This is a genomic window from Kosakonia sp. MUSA4, assembly GCF_013085925.1.
GTDB lineage: Bacteria > Pseudomonadota > Gammaproteobacteria > Enterobacterales > Enterobacteriaceae > Kosakonia > Kosakonia sacchari_B.
On record NZ_CP025697.1, the window covers coordinates 1848040 to 1868667 of the forward strand.

The 20628-nt window shown below is 56.5% G+C and carries 18 protein-coding genes; 9 read left to right on the forward strand and 9 right to left on the reverse strand.

From position 1 onward, the window contains the following. The 5 genes from C0557_RS08660 to rutA are packed head-to-tail and all read right to left on the reverse strand — an operon-like array spanning position 1 to position 3589. The gene (locus C0557_RS08660; RefSeq protein WP_208658168.1) at positions 1 to 591 is read right to left on the reverse strand and encodes a malonic semialdehyde reductase; all 591 of its coding nucleotides are present in this window, start codon (positions 589 to 591) and stop codon (positions 1 to 3) included. Beyond that, positions 588 to 1400: a pyrimidine utilization protein D gene (gene rutD, locus C0557_RS08665; protein ID WP_208658169.1), complete on the reverse strand. Its 813-nt coding sequence runs from the start codon at positions 1398 to 1400 to the stop codon at positions 588 to 590. The genes C0557_RS08660 and rutD overlap by 4 nt, the downstream gene beginning before the upstream one ends. A gap of 7 nt (positions 1401 to 1407) precedes the next feature. Then, a complete protein-coding gene (rutC, locus tag C0557_RS08670; protein WP_007374329.1) occupies positions 1408 to 1794 on the reverse strand; it encodes a pyrimidine utilization protein C in 387 nt (128 codons plus the stop codon). 11 nt (positions 1795 to 1805) lie between these two features. Continuing rightward, the gene (gene rutB, locus C0557_RS08675; RefSeq protein ID WP_074775784.1) at positions 1806 to 2498 is read right to left on the reverse strand and encodes a pyrimidine utilization protein B; all 693 of its coding nucleotides are present in this window, start codon (positions 2496 to 2498) and stop codon (positions 1806 to 1808) included. Continuing rightward, entirely contained in the window at positions 2498 to 3589 is a 1092-nt protein-coding gene (gene rutA / locus C0557_RS08680; protein ID WP_208658170.1) for a pyrimidine utilization protein A, read from the reverse strand. The genes rutB and rutA overlap by 1 nt, the downstream gene beginning before the upstream one ends. Positions 3590 to 3868: 279 nt before the next feature. Here rutA and rutR point away from each other — a divergent pair, with 279 nt between their 5' ends. Beyond that, positions 3869 to 4507, forward strand: coding sequence for an HTH-type transcriptional regulator RutR (gene rutR / locus C0557_RS08685; RefSeq protein ID WP_208658171.1), 639 nt, complete (start codon positions 3869 to 3871; stop codon positions 4505 to 4507). On the opposite strand, the gene C0557_RS08690 is transcribed toward rutR, so the two are convergent. Beyond that, positions 4504 to 4899: a lysozyme inhibitor LprI family protein gene (locus tag C0557_RS08690; protein ID WP_208658172.1), complete on the reverse strand. Its 396-nt coding sequence runs from the start codon at positions 4897 to 4899 to the stop codon at positions 4504 to 4506. The two genes, rutR and C0557_RS08690, sit on opposite strands and share 4 nt — an antisense overlap. A 40-nt stretch (positions 4900 to 4939) precedes the next feature. Next, positions 4940 to 5518 carry a nucleotidyltransferase family protein gene (locus C0557_RS08695; protein WP_208658173.1) on the reverse strand — a complete coding sequence of 193 codons (579 nt, stop codon included), beginning with the start codon at positions 5516 to 5518 and terminating at the stop codon, positions 4940 to 4942. A 387-nt stretch (positions 5519 to 5905) separates the two neighbouring features. Here C0557_RS08695 and C0557_RS08700 point away from each other — a divergent pair, with 387 nt between their 5' ends. The 6 genes from C0557_RS08700 (at position 5906) to C0557_RS08725 (ending at position 12686) form a co-directional block, all read left to right on the forward strand. Next, positions 5906 to 6889 carry an autoinducer 2 ABC transporter substrate-binding protein gene (locus C0557_RS08700; protein ID WP_007374335.1) on the forward strand — a complete coding sequence of 328 codons (984 nt, stop codon included), beginning with the start codon at positions 5906 to 5908 and terminating at the stop codon, positions 6887 to 6889. 107 nt (positions 6890 to 6996) lie between these two features. Continuing rightward, positions 6997 to 8496: a sugar ABC transporter ATP-binding protein gene (locus tag C0557_RS08705; RefSeq protein WP_208658174.1), complete on the forward strand. Its 1500-nt coding sequence runs from the start codon at positions 6997 to 6999 to the stop codon at positions 8494 to 8496. Then, positions 8489 to 9478 (forward strand): ABC transporter permease, encoded by a 990-nt coding sequence (locus tag C0557_RS08710; RefSeq protein WP_208658175.1) that lies wholly within the window; start codon positions 8489 to 8491, stop codon positions 9476 to 9478. The genes C0557_RS08705 and C0557_RS08710 overlap by 8 nt, the downstream gene beginning before the upstream one ends. Before the next feature lies 1 nt (position 9479). Continuing rightward, positions 9480 to 10433 carry an ABC transporter permease gene (locus C0557_RS08715; RefSeq protein ID WP_208658176.1) on the forward strand — a complete coding sequence of 318 codons (954 nt, stop codon included), beginning with the start codon at positions 9480 to 9482 and terminating at the stop codon, positions 10431 to 10433. A gap of 16 nt (positions 10434 to 10449) precedes the next feature. Next, complete coding sequence (locus C0557_RS08720; protein ID WP_208658177.1) at positions 10450 to 12087, forward strand: FGGY-family carbohydrate kinase; 1638 nt, start codon at positions 10450 to 10452, stop codon at positions 12085 to 12087. Continuing rightward, positions 12084 to 12686, forward strand: coding sequence for an SIS domain-containing protein (locus C0557_RS08725; RefSeq protein ID WP_208658178.1), 603 nt, complete (start codon positions 12084 to 12086; stop codon positions 12684 to 12686). The genes C0557_RS08720 and C0557_RS08725 overlap by 4 nt, the downstream gene beginning before the upstream one ends. A gap of 131 nt (positions 12687 to 12817) precedes the next feature. On the opposite strand, the gene putA is transcribed toward C0557_RS08725, so the two are convergent. Further along, positions 12818 to 16777 carry a trifunctional transcriptional regulator/proline dehydrogenase/L-glutamate gamma-semialdehyde dehydrogenase gene (gene putA, locus C0557_RS08730; RefSeq protein WP_208658179.1) on the reverse strand — a complete coding sequence of 1320 codons (3960 nt, stop codon included), beginning with the start codon at positions 16775 to 16777 and terminating at the stop codon, positions 12818 to 12820. A 418-nt stretch (positions 16778 to 17195) separates the two neighbouring features. Between putA and putP the strand changes: the two genes are divergently transcribed. Together putP and C0557_RS08740 are read left to right on the forward strand one after the other, a co-directional pair. Next, complete coding sequence (putP, locus tag C0557_RS08735) at positions 17196 to 18704, forward strand: sodium/proline symporter PutP (RefSeq protein ID WP_208658180.1); 1509 nt, start codon at positions 17196 to 17198, stop codon at positions 18702 to 18704. A gap of 99 nt (positions 18705 to 18803) precedes the next feature. Continuing rightward, positions 18804 to 19232, forward strand: a complete 429-nt coding sequence (locus C0557_RS08740; protein WP_074775797.1) for a DUF3574 domain-containing protein — start codon at positions 18804 to 18806, stop codon at positions 19230 to 19232. A gap of 37 nt (positions 19233 to 19269) precedes the next feature. Here C0557_RS08740 and C0557_RS08745 read toward each other — a convergent pair whose 3' ends face one another. Then, the gene (locus C0557_RS08745) at positions 19270 to 20454 is read right to left on the reverse strand and encodes a NupC/NupG family nucleoside CNT transporter (protein WP_208658181.1); all 1185 of its coding nucleotides are present in this window, start codon (positions 20452 to 20454) and stop codon (positions 19270 to 19272) included. Positions 20455 to 20628 lie beyond the last annotated feature (174 nt).

Genomic DNA, 20628 nt, shown 5'->3' on the forward strand with positions numbered 1-20628 from the left:
TCATGCAAACTGACAGACATCAGCAAAGGGCAAGCGCGGCAGGCGATCGTAGAGTTTGCCGGGATCGCCGTAACCAATGTTGACCAGTAAATTGCTGCGCCAGGTGCTGTCGGCAAAAAATGCGCTATCGACAACGGCGCGATCGAAGCCGGACATCGGGCCGGTATCCAGCCCCAGCGCCCGACAGGCGAAAATCAGGTAGGCCGCCTGCATGGAACTGTTGCGAAATGCTGTCTCCTCCGCCAGTTGCGGGCTGGAGGTGAACCAGCTCCGCGCATCGCCATGGGGGAACAGCACCGGCAATTGTTCATAAAATTCACTGTCCCAGGCAACGATGGCCGTCACCGGCGCACTGAGCGTTTTTGCCAGATTGCCGCTGGAGAGCGCCGGACGCAGCTTCTCTTTACCTTCCGGCGTGCGGATAAACACCCACCGCGCCGGGCTACAGTTAGCCGATGTCGGCCCCATTTTCAGCAGATCGTAAACCTGTTGCAGCGTCTCATCGCTAACCGACCGTTCCAGCCAGCCATTGTGAGTGCGCGCCTGGTTGAACAGGGTATCCAGCGCCGCAGCGTTAACGGCTTCGCTCATAAATTCTCCTTCTGGGCCAGAGTCAAAACGGGCAGCATGCTGTGCAGCCCGTCGAGTAAAAGGGTATTAAATTCTTCGCTTTCGGTGACATTGCAGGCATGCGCGCCGCGTTCCATCACCTGTAATTGGCTACCGGGGATCGCTGCTTGCAGATCGGTTGAGCAAGTCCAGGGCACCAGCAGATCGTCCCGAGCGCAAATGATGTTTGTCGGGCAGCGAATCTCTTGCGCACGGCGGCTGAAGTTGGCATTTTTCAGCGCCGCCAGGCGACGCACCAGGTTCCCCGTGCCCTGAAAATGCGCCAGTGCCAACGCTTCCTCTGCTTCCATCCGGGGCGCATGAGCGGTCATCCAGTCCGCCGGGTAGAGGAACAACGGTTGCGCCTGTACCCAGGCTTCCGCGCCGCCCGCCGCCAGCAACCGCTCGCGCACGCGAAAGCAGCGTAGCGTATGGTCGTTCAGCCGTAGCCAGCCATTCACCAGCACCAGCCCGCTTACCGCCTGTGGATAGTCCAGCGCCAGTTGCAGGCCAATCAGCGCACCCAGCGCGTGGCCGATAAGGCAAAAACGGGTGATTCCTTCCGCCTGCAGCGCCTGGTACAGCTCCGCTGCCATATCCTGCATGCTATAACCATCCGGCAGCGTGGCCGGGTTATTGCCGGTTCCGCGCTGGTCGTAGCGCACCACCTGGTAATGCGCTTCCAGCGCCGCGAGTTGCGCCAGCCAGTAGCTGCCAGCACCGCCCAACCCGGCGCTCAACACCACCACTGGCGCGCCTGCGTACGGCGCATCGCTCAGGGTTAGCTTCATGGCATCCTCACTGGCCGATGTGCGCAACGGTGGCGATCTCCACCAGCGCATCGGGTTTCACCAGGCCGCATTGAATGCAGAAACGCGCCGGTTTATCGCCGGGGAAAAACTCGGCGTACACTTCGTTAATCGCGGCGTAATTTTTCCAGTCGGTGATAAAGATGCTGTTGAATGTCACATCCTCCATTGTGCCACCTGCGGTCTCGATCACGCGTTTGATCGTTTCCAGCACGTGGCGCGTTTGTGCCTTTGGGTCGCCAACAAACACCACGTTATTGTCGGCATCAAACGGTAGCGTGCCGGAGACATACACCACGCCGTCAGCCAGCGTGCCCGGAACAAACGGGGCGATAGGGGTGGTGGTGCCCGGCGGAATAATGACCTGTTTTGGCATGATGAGTCTCCTTACGCAATGTTGACCAGTTTTTGAGGTGCCAGGGCGGAGCAGAAAGTCTGCACATCGCTCACCCAGCCGAAGAAGGTTTCGATATTGAACAGCGCCGCTTGCTGGGCAAATTCAGGGCCAGCCTGATGGGTGGCGTCTTCCAGTACGATGCCGAAATATTCGAGAAAAAAGCCGTCGCGCAGTGTTGATTCAACGCAGACGTTGGTGGCAATACCGGTAAATACCAGATGGCGGATGCCACGGCTGCGCAGGAGGCTGTCCAGCGGCGTATTAAAGAAGCCGCTGTAACGCGGTTTCGGTAGTACGATATCGCCAGCTTGCGGCTTGAGTTCCGCCACCAGTTCATAATCCCAGCCGCCTTTTGCCAGCAATTTGCCCTGCAATTCCGGGCGTTTGCGCATGGTCTTTAGCGCGTTGGATTTGTGGTAGTTCGGCGAACCGGGGCCACCGGCTTCCACGTACTGATCATCCCAGCCGTTCTGAAACCAGATAATCAACATCCCGGCTTTGCGGGCGGCAGCAACGGCAATATTGATATTCTCAATCACCGGCCTGGTGGCCGAGACATCAAAACCGGCCAAATCCAGGTAGCCGCCGGGGCTGGCATAGGCATTTTGCATATCCACCACAATCAGGGCGCTGCGCTCAGGAGAAAAATCGACCGATTCCGGGCGTGCGTTGAGGGTAATCATCAGGCAACCTCGCGTTTTGGGGCTGGAATATGGCTACGGCACTGCATCAGCGGCTGAATGCGCTCGCCGAACATTTCGACGCCCTGTAAAAAATCATCAAAGGTCAGCAATACGCCGTCGGTGCCGGGGACGCTGGCAACCTCATCGAGTAAGCGCGCTACCGTGGCATACGACCCCACCAGCGTACCCATATTGATATTCACCGCCGATGTCGGATCGGCCATCTGACGCACGTTCGTGTCCGCGCCGGAACGGGTATCTTTCTGGCTCTGTTCGGTAAGCCATGCCAGCGCTTCGTCGTCAGCGCCTGCTTTGTAGTGCTCCCATTTGGCCCGTGCCGCCTCGTCGGTTTCATCGGCAATAACCATAAACAGCACATAGGAGCCGACATCGCGCCCGGTGGCGCTGGCCGCTTCCTGCATGCGTTTGGCCGTCGGTGCAAATGCGGTTGGCGTGTTAACACCTTTGCCGAAGCAGAAGTTGTAATCAGCGTATTGCGCGGAAAATGCCATTCCCGCATCGCTTTGCCCGGCGCAGATCACCTTCATCGGGCTGGCGGGTTGCGGGCTGACACGGCAATCATTCATGGTGAAAAATTCGCCTTTGAAATCGCTTTTGCCAGTTCCCCACAGATCGCGCAATACCTGTACGTACTCCGTCAGATAGTCATAGCGACGGGAGAAGTAGTCATCACCCGGCCACAGGCCCATCTGCTCATACTCCGGTTTTTGCCAGCCGGTCACCAGGTTTACGCCAAAACGCCCGCCGGAGATGGAATCAATGGTCGATGCCATCCGCGCGACAATAGCCGGAGGCAGCGTCAGGGTCGCGGCGGTCGCGTAGATCTGAATACGCGAAGTGACCGCCGCAAGCCCGGCCATCAGCGTGAAGGATTCGAGGTTGTGATCCCAGAATTCGGTTTTGCCGCCAAAACCGCGCAGCTTGATCATCGAGAGCGCGAAATCGAAGTGGTAATGCTCCGCTTTCTGCACAATCGCTTTATTCAGTTCAAAGGTCGGCTTGTACTGTGGCGCATGGGTTGAAATCAGCCAGCCGTTGTTGCCAATCGGAACGAAAACACCAATTTTCATTACCTACCTCGCTTTGTCAGGTGAATGTCTGGCGTGGCGTTGCATCCTGCATTTTCCTTTCAGCCGCGCAATCAAGGGTTTGCAAAGCGGATGCCAACAATGAAAAGATCATTGTTATTAAGGTGTTAACCGAAAGTTGATAAAATGAGCCGTAAAAAAGTGGACTAAATGGTCAAAAAAGTTGCACAAAAAAAAGGCGTTCATGTGCAATCAGAGTGCACAGGGTCGAGTCGCCGTGCGCCTTTTGCTATGCTGCTGCCAACCAAAAGGAGAGAGAAAATGGCACAGGGTACGGTGAAGCGGGCCGGTAAACGTACGCAGGCGGTTAATGAGAAGCGACAGGCGATTTTGACGGCGGCGCTGGAGATCTTTTCCCGCGTGGGTTTTCACGGCGCACGGCTGGAGCAGGTCGCCGATGGCGCGGGCGTGTCGAAAACCAATTTGCTCTATTACTACCCGTCGAAAGAGGCGCTCTATATTGCTGTGCTGCGGCAGATCCTGGATATCTGGCTGGCGCCGCTGAAAGCCTTCCGCGCAGATTTCACGCCGCTGGTGGCGATTAAGGAGTACATCCGCCTGAAGCTGGAGGTGTCACGCGATTATCCGCAGGCATCAAAACTTTTCTGCCAGGAGATGTTGCAGGGCGCGCCGCTGCTGAAAGCGGAACTGACAGGGGATTTAAAAACGTTGGTGGAGGAGAAGTCGGCCATTATTGCTGGCTGGATCGCCAACGGTAAACTGGCGGCGGTCGATCCGCATCACCTGATCTTTATGATTTGGGCCTCAACCCAGCACTACGCCGATTTCGCCATCCAGGTGGAAGCCGTCACCGGCGCGACGTTACAGGATGAGGCCTTCTTTCAGCGTACGGTCGATAATGTGCAGCGCATGATCATTGAAGGCATCCGCGTCCGTTAATGGCCGGGCGGCAGCGGGCAACTGACATCGCCTTCGCCGCACTGTAGCAGCGAGGCCAGCCAGGCTTCGCGCTCGTTGGTTTTATCCGTCAGACACTGATTTTCTACCATTGGCTGCACGCTTCCGCCTTCGACGCCGGAACTGACAAAGGCGCAATCGCTGTCGCGCAGCGTTATCCAGGTTTGCTGCGCTTTTTTCAGCAGTGACGCCTGCGCGGGAGTGGCGCGCTTAATGGCGCTCTGATAAGTCTGGTTCAGCTTTTTATCCGCGGCCTGATATTGTGCGGCAGTACAGCTATTCAGCTCAGCCTGTGTTGAGGCGTTTTCGCACTCGTCCGCGAGCAGCGGGCTGCTCATTAACAGCGCGGTCAGCGCCAGCATGCAACGTTTCATCCCATCCCCTTCAGTACAAGGCTCCGATTCAGCCGTTTTATTAGCATAGCCCCGGGGGAATGTCATCTGCAGCGATAAGTGCAAGATGCGGGTAGCGCGCCAGCCAGTGCTTTTCTTCCACCCGCTTGCGAAACTGCGGATATTTACGCCCTGTAAAGTGCGGCGTCGGTCGCAGGCGCAAGCCAAACAGATCGTCCAGGCCAAAAGGGGCAATAATCTCGATACGCGCCTTACCGGCCAGGCGCACCGCCACGGCGGTGGCGGTTTCTGGCCAGTGTCGCAGTGCCGCGAGCAGTGAAGAATACGGCGCATCGCCGTTGCGCAGATGCATGCGTGCCTGGTTTTTTACCGACCATTTAACCTCTGGCGCGTGCTCGCGCAGGCGGTTTTCCATCTCTATATCCGCTTCGATCGCCATTTCATGTGGATTAAGCCAGATGACATCCACATCGCCAGTCGGTGGTTGCGGCGCGCTATGGTGCAGATGATCCCATACGGCATCGCGTACAAATCCGGCGCCAATCCAGCTTTCAGGGCACAAGGCGTGAACGATATGGAGTATGTTCCTGCGCCGGGGATCGGTGAGTAATAGCGTTTCCAGTGCGCTGGCATAACGCATGTGCGGCTCCTGCAGAAAGAGAGTGAGTTATCTAAAGAGGAGAAGACAGTATGCCGATGTTGCGTTTTACCTTACTCGTTTCAGTTCTCAAATTCGCAAACTTCTCCTGCCGTTAACGCCATTCATTCAGCGCATAAATACCCTGATTTTTCGATGAATGATAACATTGTGTTAATAAAATGTTTTATTTAATGTGGTTTTTAACACATGTGATCTGATATAAGAAAAGTATATGGTGTATTTTTACTTTAATTTAACTATAAATTTTCACAAAATTAACATTTTTGGGCATAAATCACATTTTTAATTTTTACATTATTTTTCCTCTTCCCTTCGTTGTTAATCTCCCCATCGCGACTTTCCTCTGTCCTCAAGAAAGGTACAACTATGAAATTCAAACTCGCATTACTCAGCGCAGCGCTTATTTCTGCCTGCATGGTGTCGGGCCAGTCCGTTGCAGCAGAAAAGTATGAGATCGCGGTGGTTGCAAAAGTAACCGGTATTCCGTGGTTTAACCGCATGGAGACCGGCGTTAACGAAGCAGCGAAGAAACTGGACGTTAACGCTTACCAGACCGGGCCTTCTACCCCGGATCCGGCGCAGCAAGTGAAGGTGATTGAAGATCTGATCGCGAAAAACGTTAACGCCATCATCGTGGTGCCGAACGATGCGAAAGTGCTGGAGCCGGTGCTGAAAAAAGCCCGCGACAAAGGCATTGTGGTGCTGACGCATGAATCCCCGGATCAGCAGATTGGCCAGTGGGATATCGAAACCATCGACAGCGAAAAATACGCGCAGGCCAACGTTGATGAGTTAGCGAAAGATATGGGCGGTAAAGGCGGTTATGCGATCTACGTCGGTTCACTGACCGTACCGTTGCACAACGCCTGGGCTGATTACGCCATTAAATATCAAAAAGAAAAATACCCGGATATGTTTGAAGTCACCTCGCGTTTGCCGGTGGCGGAAAGCATCGACAAATCCTACGCCACTACCCTCGATTTAATGAAAACCTACCCGCAATTGAAAGGGGTGATCGGTTTTGGTTCGCTGGGGCCGATTGGTGCAGGGCAGGCGGTACAGAAAAAACGTGCGAAAGACAAACTGGCGGTTGTCGGGATTGCGATGCCGGGCCAGGCTGCGCCGTATCTGATGCGTGGCGATATCAAAAAAGCGCTGCTGTGGGACCCGCGTGATGCAGGTTTTGCGCTGGTCACCGTCGCTGACCAGTTGTTGCAGGGCAAGGAAGTCACTCCCGATCTGACCATCGACGGGCTGGGCAAAGCCGACGTCGATATGGACAAGAAAGTCATCCGCTTTAACAAAATCCTCGAAGTGACTAAAGATAACGCGCAATCACTCGGCTTCTAATTTTTTCAGGCCACACCAGGGAACCGGAGACCGGCCGCAAGGCCGGGCTCTTTTTGCAGCACAGATAACCATCGCGTCCCGTACGGGCGCTGGCAGGGGTATTGTCAATGACAGACACCACCGCATTTATCACTCTTGAGAATATCAGCAAACAATTTCCGGGCGTGCGGGCGCTGGACAATGTGAACCTGACGCTGGAAAAAGGCGAAGTTCACTGTCTGGCCGGGCAAAACGGCTGCGGTAAAAGCACCATCATCAAAGTGATCTCCGGCGTTTATCAGCCGGAAAAAGGTGCCAGCATTGCCCTGGACGGTAAACTTTTTCACCATCTGACGCCGCAGCTTTCAGCGCATTACGGCATTCAGGTCATTTATCAGGACCTCTCGTTATTCCCCAATTTTAGCGTGGCGGAAAATATCGCCATCCACCGTTATCTGCCCGGCGGCGATATCTGGGTACGGCGCAGCGCGATGCGTGCGCAGGCGCTGGCCGCGATGGCGCGCATCGGCGTGCGTCTCGATCCGGATAAAAAAGTCGAGAAACTCTCCATCGCCGATCGCCAGTTAGTCGCGATTTGCCGGGCGATAGCTGCCGATGCCCGGCTGGTGATCATGGATGAACCGACCGCCTCGCTGACCCGCCAGGAAGTGAATGGGCTGCTGCGCGTGGTGAACGAACTGAAATCCGCAGGGATCTGCGTGGTATTCGTCAGCCACCGTCTGGATGAGGTGATGGAGGTGGCCGATCGCATTAGCGTGATGCGTGACGGCAAGCTGATTGGAACATGGCCGGCAAACGAACTGGACAGCCACGAGCTGGCGTATCTGATGACCGGACAGCGTTTCCACTACAGCCCGCTACCGGAAAAACCGCCGGTGGATCAGACGCCGATGCTGGAGCTACGCCATCTGAGCCGCAAAGGCAAGTATCGCGATATCAATCTGGCACTGCGCAGCGGCGAGATCGTCTCCATTGTCGGTTTGTTAGGGGCAGGGCGCACCGAACTGTGCATGAGCCTGTTTGGCATGACGCACCCGGAAGATGGCGAAATCCGCATTAACGGTAAGCCGGTGAAACTGCGCAGTAACCATGACGCCATTCGTCACGGCATTGGCTACGTTTCGGAAGACCGCCTGACGCAGGGGTTGATCATGGAGCAGTCGATTTACGACAACACCATTGTCACCGTTTTCGACAAACTGCATACGCGCGGCGGCCTGCTCGATCACGCCAAAGCCGGGCAGCTGGTTGCGGAGCTGATTCGCAATCTGAATATCAAAGTCTCCGATGCGCAACTGCCGGTAAAAACGCTCTCCGGCGGTAACGCGCAACGTATTGCCATCGCCAAATGGGTGGCGACCCATCCGCGCATCCTGATCCTCGATTCGCCCACCGTCGGGGTGGATATCGCCAACAAAGAGGGGATCTATCAGATTGCCCGCCAACTGGCGGAGCAGGGGATGGCGGTACTGATGATTTGCGACGAAATACCGGAAGCGTATTACAACAGCCATCGCGTGCTGGTAATGCGCCGGGGTGAACTGGTGGCGGAATTCAATCCGCACCGTTGCACGGAGCAGGAGATTGCAGAGGTGGTCAATGCGTAACGCATCCCTTTCCCGCCTTGTCGGGCAACATGAATTCTGGCTTGGTCTGCTGGTGATTGCGCTGGCTGTAGGGCTGAGCGTGCGTACCGATGAATTTTTATCGCTGGGTAACCTGACGGATGTGGCGACCAGCTACGCCATTCTCGGTATCCTGGCCTGCGGTTTATTTGTGGTGCTGATCTCCGGCGGGATCGATATCTCGTTTCCGGCAATGACGGCGATTGCTCAATATGCGATGGCCAGTTGGGTGATCGCCCACGGCGGCAACTTTGCGCTGGCGCTGGCATTAGCCATGGCCGTCGGGCTGCTGCTCGGTTTAGTGAATGGCTTTCTGGTTTACTGGCTGCGCGTCCCGGCAATCATCATCACCATCGCCACGCTGAACGTCTATTACGGGCTGCTGGTTTACGCCACCAAAGGCACCTGGCTGTATGGCTTCCCGGACTGGTTTATGAACGGCATTAACTGGTTCTCTTTCACCGCGGCGGATGGCTATGACTATGGCCTGACGTTGCCGCTGCTGTGTCTGGGCCTGGTGATCATTGTCACTGCCGTGCTGATGAATTACACCCGGCTGGGCCGCCAGATTTATGCGATGGGTGGCAACCGCGATGCCGCGTCGCGTCTCGGCCTTAATCTGCTGAAACTGCATTTTTACGTCTACGGCTATATGGGCATTCTGGCCGGTGTGGCCGCCGTGGTACAGGCGCAGATTACTCAGTCCGTTGCCCCAAACTCATTGATCGGTTTTGAGTTGACGGTGCTGGCGGCGGTGGTGCTTGGCGGCACCAGTATGTCCGGCGGCCGCGGTACGCTCACCGGCACGCTACTGGGGGTGATTCTGCTGGCCTTCCTGCAAAATGGCTTAACGCTGCTCGGCGTTTCCTCCTACTGGCACATGGTCTTTAGCGGCGCGATTATTCTCGTCAGCATCAGCGCGACCGCGTGGAATGAAAAACGCAAACTCGCAAGGGAGCTTTAAGATGAAATCAATCGCCAGACTCTTTCCCGGTGATGCCATCATCCGTTTGCAATGCGTGATTATCATCGTTGTCGCGGTGGTCTTTTCCGCGCTGCTCGGCAGCCGCTTTTTCAGCGTCGCTAACTTCCAGTCCATCGGCTCGCAGCTACCGATCCTTGGCATGCTGGCGCTGGGCATGGGTATTACCATGCTGACCGGCGGCATTAACCTGTCGATTATTGCCGGTGCGAACGCCTGTTCGCTGGTGATGGCTGCGGTCATCGTCACTCATCCCGACAATCCGCTGTTTCTCGCGCTGGCGCTGCTGGCGGGTTTGCTGGTGGCCGTGGCGATTGGCGTACTGAACGGCACGCTGGTGGCGTGGATCGGCGTTTCGCCCATTCTTGCCACGCTCGGCACCATGACGCTGATTTCCGGCCTTAACATTTTGCTCTCCAACGGCACGGTCATTTCCGGCTTTCCGACCGCGATCCAGTTTCTCGGCAATGCCACGCTGCTCGGTATTCCGGTAGCACTGTTGCTGTTTATTGTGGTGGCGCTGCTGCTGTGGGTATTGCTGGAACATACCACGCTTGGCCGCAGCCTTTATCTGGTGGGATCGAACGAACAGGCAACGCGCTTTAGCGGCGTGAACACCGTGCGGGTGCAGATTTCGGTGTATGTCATCTCGGCGCTATTGGGTTGGGTAGCCGCCATTTTGATGATGGCGAAATTCAACTCCGCGAAAGCGGGCTACGGCGAATCTTATCTTCTGGTAACCATTCTGGCGTCGGTGCTGGGCGGGATTAACCCGGACGGCGGTTTCGGGCGTGTGCTGGGGCTGGTGCTGGCGCTGGTGGTGCTGCAAATGCTGGAGAGTGGCTTTAACTTGTTGGGCATCAGCAGTTATCTGACGATGGCGCTCTGGGGCGCGGTGCTGATCCTCTTTATTGCATTACAAAATCGTAAAGCCTGATCTCAGGAGAAAAAGAATGGCGAGCTACTTTATTGGTGTGGATGTAGGAACCGGCAGCGCCCGCGCAGGCGTCTTTGATTTGACCGGCAGGATGGTCAGTCAGGCGAGCCGGGCCATTGAGATCTATCGCCCGCAGGCCGACTTTGTCGAGCAATCCTCGGACAATATCTGGCAGGCGGTGTGCAACGCCGTGCGTGACGCGGTGAATCAGGCGGATATCAACCCGATCCAGGTTAAAGGCCTGGGTTTTGACGCCACCTGTTCGCTGGTGGTGCTCGACAAAGAGGGCAACCCGCTGACGATTAGCCCGTCCGGGCGCAGTGAGCAGAATATTATCGTGTGGATGGATCACCGCGCGATCTCGCAGGCCAACCGCATCAACGCCACGCACCACCGGGTGCTGGATTACGTCGGCGGCATTATCTCGCCGGAGATGCAAACCCCCAAGCTGCTGTGGCTGAAACAGCATATGCCAAATACCTGGGCGAACGCCGGTTACTACTTTGATCTGCCGGATTTCCTGACCTGGCGGGCGACCGGCGATGATACCCGCTCGCTGTGTTCGACGGTGTGTAAGTGGACGTACATGGGCCACGAAGACAAGTGGGACAACAGTTATTTCCATGAAATTGGGCTCGAAGATCTGTTGGAACACGACGCCGAAAAAATTGGCCGCTATGTGAAAACCATGGGCGAACCGTTGGGGCGCGGGCTGACGCAGCGTGCGGCGACAGAGATGGGGCTGATGCCGGGCACGGCGGTAAGTGTGTCGATTATTGATGCTCACGCAGGCACGCTCGGTACGCTCGGCGCCAGCGGCGTTTCTGGCGAAGTGGCGGATTTCGACCGGCGTATCGCGCTGATTGGCGGCACCTCTACCGGGCATATGGCGATCTCCCCGCAGGCACGCTTTATTGGCGGCGTATGGGGGCCGTATTATTCGGCGGTGCTGCCGGGCTACTGGCTGAATGAGGGCGGGCAGTCGGCAACCGGCGCGCTGATCGACCATATTATTCAGTCGCATCCGTGCTACGAAACGCTGCTCGGCCAGGCAAAAACCCAGGGGCAAACTATTTACGAAGTGCTGAACGCGCTGCTGCGGAAAATGGCGGGCGAGCCGGAGAATATTGCGTTTCTGACCCGCGATATTCATATTCTGCCGTACTTCCACGGCAACCGTTCGCCGCGCGCTAATCCGACGTTAACCGGCGTCATCAGCGGGTTGAAGCTGTCGCGCACGCCGGAAGATATGGCGTTGCAGTACCTGGCAACTATCCAGGCCATTGCGCTGGGGACGCGGCATATTATTGAGACCATGAATCAGAGCGGTTACAGCATCGATACGGTGATGGCCAGCGGCGGCGGCACCAAAAACCCGATCTTTGTGCAGGAGCATGCCAACGCCACCGGCTGTGCGATGTTGTTGCCGGAGGAGAGCGAAGCAATGCTACTCGGCGGCGCGATGATGGGCACCGTGGCCGCCGGGGTGTTTGATAGCTTCCCGGAAGCCATGGCGGCGATGAGCCGCATCGGTAAAACGGTCACGCCGCAAACCAACCGCATTAAGCAGTATTACGATCGTAAATACACCGTGTTCCACGAAATGTATCAGGATCATATGAAGTACCGCGCGTTAATGCAGGAGCCGACATGAGCAGTAGCTGGCAGCAGGCCTGCGCCGCGTGGCACATCTACAGCGAAGAGATGGCGGCGCTGAACCGCCATCTTAACGAAACGCAGTGGCAGGCGCTGATGGCGGAGTTGCGCGGCTGTCGCGGAAAAATTGCGGTCACCGGCGTTGGCACTTCCGGCATTGCAGCACGCAAAATCGCCCATATGCTGGCCTGCGTTGAGCGTCCGGCGATGTATCTCAACGCCACCGATGCTGCGCACGGTGATTTGGGTTTTCTGGATGCCAATGATGTGGTGATTATGCTGTCGCGCGGCGGGAATTCCGATGAGCTGACGCGGCTGCTGCCCGGCCTGGCGGCGAGAGGCGTGGCGCTTATCAGCGTGACGGAAAACCCGGATTCAGCGATAGCGCAGGCCTCACGGCTGGTGATTTCCACCGGCGTTCGCCGCGAGATCGATCCGCTGAATATGCTGGCAACCACCTCGATTGTGCTGGTGCTGGCGATATTCGATGCCGCCTGCGCATGCCTGATGAGCGAAAGCGGTTATTCGCAGGAGACATTGCTGGCCGTGCATCCCGGCGGCGATGTTGGCTTAACGTTAAGAAACAAAGCGCCTTGAAACAACGACGCCGGATGGCGGCTAACGCCTTATCCGGCCTACTGTGTGTCGTGCGTTTGCCATCCACCACCCGGAGGGTTGATGGTTTTGCAGGCCCGATAAGCGTCGCGCCATCGGGCCTGTTCACCGGTTTAACCAATGGTCATCAGGCTGGCGTTACCGCCCGCGGCGGCGGTGTTGACGCTTAACGAACGTTCCAGCCACAGGCGTTCGAGCAGGATATGACTTTCCCCGCGAGCAAAACCCTGCACCGAGACAATTGCGCCGTCGCGTGCGGCCACGTTTTCACACAGCGTAACCAGTTGATCGGAATCACCATGGAAAATCACCGCGTCAAACGTCTGCGCCATCAGCGCATCGGCTTTGGCGAACTGGATGCGCGCGCTGACGATCGGCGGAAGCTGTTTCGCCAGATCGCGATGCAGCGTGTCATCCGGCCACAACAGCTGGCTGCCGCAGGCGATTACCGCCGCCAGTTGTACCAGCGCATCCTGTTCGTTATCTGCCACGCAAAGCACACGTTCGCGCGGAACCAGCGTCCAGCTATTACGCTCACCGGTCGGGCCTGGCAGCAGACGCTGCGTTCCGCTCTGCGCCAACTCGCCAAACTGACGGCACAGCGCCTGTAGCGCCGGACGATCGGCGGCCCACGCGCTCAGCGCTTCCAGCGGTTGCGCCATCACGTTTTTCAACTGGGCATCCAGCGGCGCGGTAGCATCATGCCGGGCGAGCGTTTTCAGTACCGCATTTTCCGGGCGGCTACCGAGCAGGCGATAGAGATAGAGCGGCCCGCCCGCTTTCGGCCCGGTACCGGATAACCCTTCGCCGCCAAACGGCTGCACACCGACCACGGCGCCCACCATATTGCGGTTAACGTACAGGTTGCCGACGTGCGCGCTGCCGGTTACCTGGGCGATGGTTTCATCAATGCGCGTATGCACGCCGAGCGTCAGACCGTAGCCGGAAGCATTGATCTGCTCAATCAACTGCGGTAACTGATTACGGCTGTAGCGCACCACGTGCAGCACCGGCCCGAAGACCTCTTTTTGCAGCTCGTCGAAGCTCTCCAGCTCAATCAGCGTCGGCGCTACGAAAGTGCCGGTACGCCATTCGCGCGCATCTTCGTTGTTTTCGCGCATTGCCTGGAATACATTGCGCCCTTTGGCCTGCATCGCCTGAATATGTTTGTCGATATTTGCTTTCGCTTCGGCATCGATCACCGGGCCGATATCGGTGGTCAGACGGCCTGGATTGCCCATCCGGCATTCGGCCATTGCACCACGCAACATGGTCAGCGTGTGATCGGCAATCTCTTCTTGCAGGCACAGCACGCGCAGCGCCGAACAGCGCTGTCCGGCGCTGTCGAACGTGGAGGCCAGCACATCGACAACCACCTGTTCGGTGAGCGCCGACGAATCGACAATCATCGCATTCATGCCGCCGGTTTCGGCGATGAGCGGCGTCGGACGGCCCTGCGCATCGAGTCGCGTGGCGATGGTGCGTTGCAGCAGGCTGGCCACTTCGGTCGAGCCGGTGAACATCACGCCGCGCACCCGCGCATCGGAGGTGAGCCGTGCGCCGACGGTTTCGCCACGCCCTGGCAGCAATTGCAATACCCCGGCAGGAACGCCCGCTTCCAGCAGAATTGCCACACCTTGTGCGGCGATCAGCGGGGTTTGTTCCGCAGGTTTGGCCAGCACGCTGTTGCCCGCTGCCAGTGCGGCGGCAATCTGCCCGGTAAAGATCGCCAGCGGGAAGTTCCACGGGCTGATACAAACCACCGGACCTAACGGGCGATGGGTTTCGTTATCAAAATCGGCGCTGACCTGGCCTGCGTAATAGCGCAGAAAATCCACCGCTTCACGCACTTCGGCAATCGCATTGCTGAAGGTTTTCCCGGCTTCACGCACCAGAATGCCCATCAACTGCGGCATCTGATCCTCCATCAGCACGGCGGCGCGTTGCAGAATGGCGGCGCGCTCCTGCGGCGGCGTGGCGAACCAGATTGGCGCATGATTAACAGCATTATTCAGCGCCTGCTCCACGTCTTCATCGCGGGCTTCCACCACGTAACCCACCACATCTTTCGGCTCTGCCGGGTTGATCACCGCGATTGGCTCGCCTTCCATCACCACCTGTTCCAGCATCGGACGGGCATACCATTTCTGCGTGGCGCTGTTCAGCAATGAAGATGAGAGCGATGCCAGCCGGTGTTCATTCGCCAGATCCAGACCGGCGGCGTTGATGCGTCCTTCACCATACAGGGCGCGGGGCAGAGGGATCTTCGGATGCGGCAGACCGACCTGGCCTTCCTGCGCGGCCAGTTTTTCCACTTCCGCCACTGGGTCAGCCACCAGCGCATCCAGCGGTAGTGTGGTATCGGCAATGCGGTTAACAAAGGAGGTATTGGCACCGTTTTCCAGCAGACGCCGCACCAGGTAGGCCAGCAGGGTTTCATGCGTCCCGACCGGCGCATAAATGCGGCACGGGCGATTCAGTTTGCCGTCGGCAATTTTCCCTACCACCTGCTCGTACAGCGGTTCGCCCATGCCATGCAGGCACTGGAACTCATACTGTCCGGGGTAGTAGTTTTGCCCGGCAAGCTGGTAAATCGCCGCCAGCGTATGGGCGTTGTGGGTGGCGAACTGCGGATAGATCAGGTTCGGCACCGCGAGTAATTTTTTCGCACAGGCGAGGTAGGAAACATCGGTGTAGACCTTGCGCGTATAGACCGGATAGCCCTCCAGGCCTTCCATCTGCGCGCGTTTGATTTCGCTGTCCCAGTAAGCGCCTTTGACCAGGCGAATCATCAGACGGCGGCGGCTGCGGGTTGCCAGGTCAATCAGGTAATCAATGACAAACGGGCAGCGCTTCTGGTAGGCCTGAATCACAAAGCCGATTCCGTTCCAGCCTGCTAACTCTGGCTCAAAGCAGAGTTTTTCCAGCAAATCGAGGGAGATTTCCAGACGATCGGCCTCTTCGGCATCAATATTGATACCAATATCGTACTGGCGCGCCAGCAGGGTGAGGGATTTCAGGCGCGGATAGAGCTCTTCCATGACGCGATCGTATTGCGCACGGCTGTAGCGCGGATGCAGAGCGGAAAGCTTAATCGAGATGCCCGGCCCTTCGTAGATCCCGCGACCGTTGGACGCCTTACCGATGGCGTTGATGGCCTGCTGATAGGAGACCATATAAGCCTGCGCATCGGCGGCGGTGAGCGCCGCTTCGCCCAGCATATCGTAGGAGTAGCGGAAGCCTTTCTCTTCCAGCTTGCGGGCATTCGCCAGCGCTTCGGCGATGGTTTCGCCGGTGACGAATTGTTCGCCCATCAGGCGCATCGCCATATCCACGCCTTTGCGGATCAGTGGCTCGCCGCTTTTCCCGATAATGCGGTTCAGGGCGTGCGAGAGATTCGCTTCGTTGTGCGTGGAGACCAGCCGCCCGGTAAACAGCAGGCCCCAGGTCGCGGCGTTGACGAACAGCGACGGGCTGCGGCCAATGTGCGACTGCCAGTTGCCGTTGCTGATTTTGTCGCGGATTAACGCATCGCGGGTGGCTTTATCCGGGATGCGCAGCAGCGCTTCCGCCAGACACATCAGCGCCACGCCTTCCTGCGAGGAGAGTGAAAACTCCTGCAACAGGCTTTGCACCATGCCAGCACGGCCGGAAGCGGTTTTCTGATGACGTAATTTTTCCGCTAACTGGTAAGCCAGTTTATGGGCATTTTCCGCGACCGGCTGCGGCAGACGAGCCTGCTCCAGCAGCATCGGCACTGCGTCGGTTTCCGCCCAGCGCCAGGCACCGGTAATGGCGGCGCGGGAAACAGACTGCGGCAGGATCTGCTCGGCAAAGTCGAGGAACGGCTGGTGGCTCTCGTCAGCCGAAACGCCGCTTTCCTCATCCTGTGACGTTGCCGCTGGCGCGGCGGCCAGCTCCGGTAACCCTTCGCTGTTTTCCAGCTTCTCCAGATAATTAAAAATGGCCTGTTTAATTAACCAGTGCGGTGTGCGGTCGATCGTCGCTGCGGCGGCTTTAATCCTTTCGCGCGTGGCGTCATCAAGCTTGACCCCCATCGTGGTGGTGCCCATGCTTTGCTCCTGTTTTTTTGGCTGTTTTGCGGTTCAGGCAGAAATATCCATCATGTTGCAACTTTGTGCAACCTTGTTAAATGTGACCTGGCTGGCAAGGTTAAAAATGAATTAAATGTTAATTGCTGGTAACAAGAAAAGGCGCTGGATATTTCACTGGCAAAGCAGGTTTTATGCGGTGGATAACACTTTTAAAAGGTGCAACCTGGAAAAGTGTGACACAGTACAACCTATCGCAAAAAGCTATCAAGCTCAGGATGAATTTGATGTAAATGCTGTGTTAAATCAATTGTGAATAAGTGAGGCTTCCGGCAGGATACGGGCGCTTCTGATAATCAATACGCGCCATCACTACGTTCCGGTGATGGATAAAGCAGCAGAATGATTTTGCTGACGAAGAACCCTGGAGACATTTTTAATGGCAATGAGCACACCGATGCTGGTGACTTTTCTTGTTTATATCTTTGGCATGATATTGATCGGGTTTTTCGCCTGGCGTTCGACGAAGAATTTTGACGATTATATTCTCGGCGGCCGCAGCCTGGGGCCGCTGGTCACCGCGCTTTCCGCCGGAGCGTCCGATATGAGCGGCTGGCTGCTGATGGGGCTGCCGGGCGCAATTTTTATCTCCGGAATTTCGGAAAGCTGGATCGCCATTGGCCTGACGCTGGGGGCGTGGGTCAACTGGAAACTGGTGGCCGGGCGTCTGCGCGTGCACACCGAAGTGAACAATAATGCGCTGACATTACCGGATTATTTCACCGGTCGCTTTGAAGATAAAAGCCGTCTGCTGCGCATTATCTCCGCCGTGGTAATCCTTCTCTTCTTCACCATTTATTGTGCTTCCGGCATTGTGGCGGGCGCACGTCTGTTCGAAAGCACCTTCGGCATGAGCTACGAAAGCGCGCTCTGGGCAGGCGCGGCAGCCACCATTATTTACACCTTTATTGGTGGTTTCCTGGCGATTAGCTGGACCGATACGGTGCAGGCCAGCCTGATGATTTTCGCGCTGATCCTGACGCCGGTGATTGTCATTATTACGGTGGGTGGTTTCGGTGATTCGCTGGAAGTGATTAAGCAGAAAAGCATCGAAAACGTCGACATGCTGAAGGGGCTGAATTTTGTCGCCATTCTGTCGTTGATGGGCTGGGGGCTGGGTTATTTTGGTCAGCCGCATATTCTGGCGCGCTTTATGGCCGCCGATTCCCACCACACGATTGTGCATGCGCGCCGTATCAGCATGACCTGGATGATCCTCTGCCTGGCCGGCGCGGTTGCCGTTGGTTTCTTTGGCATCGCTTATTTCAATAACAACCCGTCGCTGGCGGGTGCGGTTAATCAGAACGCCGAACGCGTGTTTATTGAACTGGCGCAACTGCTGTTCAACCCGTGGATTGCGGGCGTGCTGCTTTCTGCTATCCTGGCTGCGGTGATGTCAACACTGAGCTGCCAGTTGCTGGTTTGCTCCAGTGCGATCACCGAAGATTTCTACAAAGCGTTTCTGCGTAAAGGCGCCAGCCAGACCGAGCTGGTGTGGGTGGGCCGCGCAATGGTGCTGCTGGTGGCGGTTATCGCTATTGCGCTGGCGGCAAACCCGGAAAACCGCGTGCTGGGGCTGGTCAGTTACGCATGGGCCGGTTTCGGCGCGGCGTTTGGCCCTGTAGTGCTGTTCTCAGTGATGTGGTCGCGGATGACCCGCAACGGCGCGCTGGCGGGGATGATTATTGGCGCAGTGACGGTCATTATTTGGAAGCACTACGGCTGGCTGGATCTGTATGAAATCATTCCAGGCTTTGTCTTCGGCAGCCTGGGTATTGTGGTGTTCAGCCTGTTGGGCAAAGCGCCTTCTGCGGCGATGCAGCAGCGTTTTGCCGAGGCCGATGCGCATTACCGCTCTGCGCCGCCGTCCCGTTTGCAGGCGGAATAACACGCCATTGACGAAAAACCCGCTGCGGCGGGTTTTTTTATTGCTAAATATTTGTAATTACGCTGTTATCTCAGGACAAATAACAATGAGGATAGCAGTATGAAGTTAAAGACAGGGTTCACCGCGCTGATGGTTGCAGGTTTGCTGGCGGGCTGTGCGGCGCCGACATCGAAACAGAGTGTGAGCACGCAAACCTGCAAGGTTGAAAACCAAATGCAACAAACCACGCTCTATTACGGTTTAACCCGTCAGGGTGGTAAACCGATTACCGCTCAGGAGTGGCAACAGTATGTGGATAACGATGTCACGCCGCGTTTTCGTGATGGCTTAACGGCTTTCGATGCCCAGGGGCAGTGGCTGGGTAGCAACGGGAAAGTGTCGAAGGAGCCGAGCAAGGCGCTGATGCTTATTCACAGCGTGGACGCACAAACTGACGCGAAAATTGATACGTTGCGTGAGATTTATAAATCGCGTTTCGCACAGGAATCGGTGATGCGCGTGGATCAGCCGGTTTGCGTTCAGTTCTGATTTGAAACCCCTCTCCCGCAGGAGAGGGGTAAATCACTTACAGCACAACACCCGCAAAGGCGGCGGAGAGCAGGCTCACCAGCGTTGCCCCGTAGACCAGGCGCAGGCCAAAGCGGGAGACGGAATTGCCTTGCTGCTCATTCAGCCCCTTAATGGCGCCTGCGACGATGCCAATTGAGGCAAAGTTGGCAAACGACACCAGGAACACTGACAAAATCCCCAATCCGCGCGGCGTCATCTGGGCGGCGATTTTTTGCAGTTCGATCATCGCCACAAACTCATTAGCCACCAGCTTGGTGGCCATGATGCTGCCAGCATGCAGCGCATCGCTGAGCGGAATACCAATCAGCCAGGCCAGCGGATAGAAAACATAGCCGAGAATTTGCTGGAAACTGATACCGAATAGCGCAGAGAAAAGGGCGTTGACGGCGCTAATCAGGGCGATAAAACCGATCAGCATTGCCAGAATAATCATCGCCACTTTGAAACCTGCCAGAATATATTCGCCGAGCATCTCAAAGAAACTTTGCGATTCGTGGAGTTTTTCCAGCTTAATTTCCGGTTCCGCTTCCGGGCGCGTGGGATTAATGATCGACAGCACAATAAAGGTGCTGAACATATTCAGGATCAGCGCGGCGACCACATATTTCGCATCCAGCATGGTCATATAGGCACCGACGATCGACAGCGAAACCGTCGACATTGCCGTGGCGGCCATGGTGAACAGGCGGCGTGAAGAGAGGTCGGCAAGTATCCCTTTGTAGGCAATGAAGTTTTCGGACTGCCCCAGGATCAGCGAACTGACGGCATTAAAGGATTCCAGCTTGCCCATACCGTTGAGTTTCGATAGCAGGGTACCGATCAGACGAATAAAAACAGGCAGGATACGCCAATGCTGCAAAATGCCGATCAACGCCGAAATAAAAACGATGGGGCACAGCACACCCAGGAAAATAAATGCCAGTCCTTTTTCGCTCATGCCGCCGAAAACAAAACCCGTACCTTCACCGGCAAATTTCAGCAGCACTTCGAAGAAGCCGGAAACATATTTAATCAGTGTTAATCCGCTTTGCGCATGCAGGAAAAACCAGGCCAGCGCCATTTCGATGACGATCAATTGCAGAATAAAGCGAAAACGTATTTGCCGCCGGTCGAAACTTACCAGCCAGGCGAGCGCGAGGATCACCGCCAGCGCCAGCAGAAAGTGTAGGAAGTTAATCATATCTCTAATTTTGCAGGTGAATGGGGGAAGTATTTAGCCATAGCCGCGAGATGCGGTAAACATAAAGTTAATGCTTTGTAAGCTAAGTTATCGCTTTATTTCAACCGCTTCTGCATAAGGGTCGCTTCGCCTGGGTTAGCCTGCTATCCGTTTACATCCAGTTATTATTCTTGT